Here is a 402-nt window from a genome sequence, read left to right as displayed (position 1 = left end):
TGCTTGAGTTCATCCTTTAGTTCACCTTTCATGATGCCGAACTGCTCTTTCAGTGCAGTTTTAAGTTGTTCTTCGGTCACTTTTTCTTCCTCTGGTTCAGGATCAGGTTTTTGCTCTGGTTGTTCATCACCAGAATTGAAAAAGGCATTACACAAGGCAAAGAATCGGTCTGTTTTTGAGTAACACTCATCAAGGCTGATTTCTTCCAGTTGGCTGCAACTCAGCTCTGTGGTTTGACCTTCTTGTCGTGAAAACTGAAGTAATGAAACACCAGACGACGCAGGGGAATCGGTCACGGCTAACCCCATCAGGTAGCACTTTCCTTGCCCTTTATAGTCTGGCTTGGGTTCTATGGAGGTAAACAGCTTCTGCCCAAGCTTATTCTGTCTCTTATACACATCT

At 44.3% G+C, this 402-nt stretch carries 1 protein-coding gene; it reads right to left on the bottom strand.

Annotated features, from left to right (window positions below; translation table 11 throughout):
• Window positions 1-402, bottom strand: a 402-nt coding sequence (locus OW491_RS18225; protein WP_290037309.1) for a GPO family capsid scaffolding protein, incomplete at both ends; no start/stop codon positions are given.

Source organism: Neptunomonas sp. CHC150, from assembly GCF_030397555.1.
Lineage (GTDB): Bacteria > Pseudomonadota > Gammaproteobacteria > Pseudomonadales > Balneatricaceae > Neptunomonas > Neptunomonas phycophila.
Note: the sequence above shows the minus strand (reverse complement) of the source record. Positions and strands in the feature narration are given on the sequence as shown.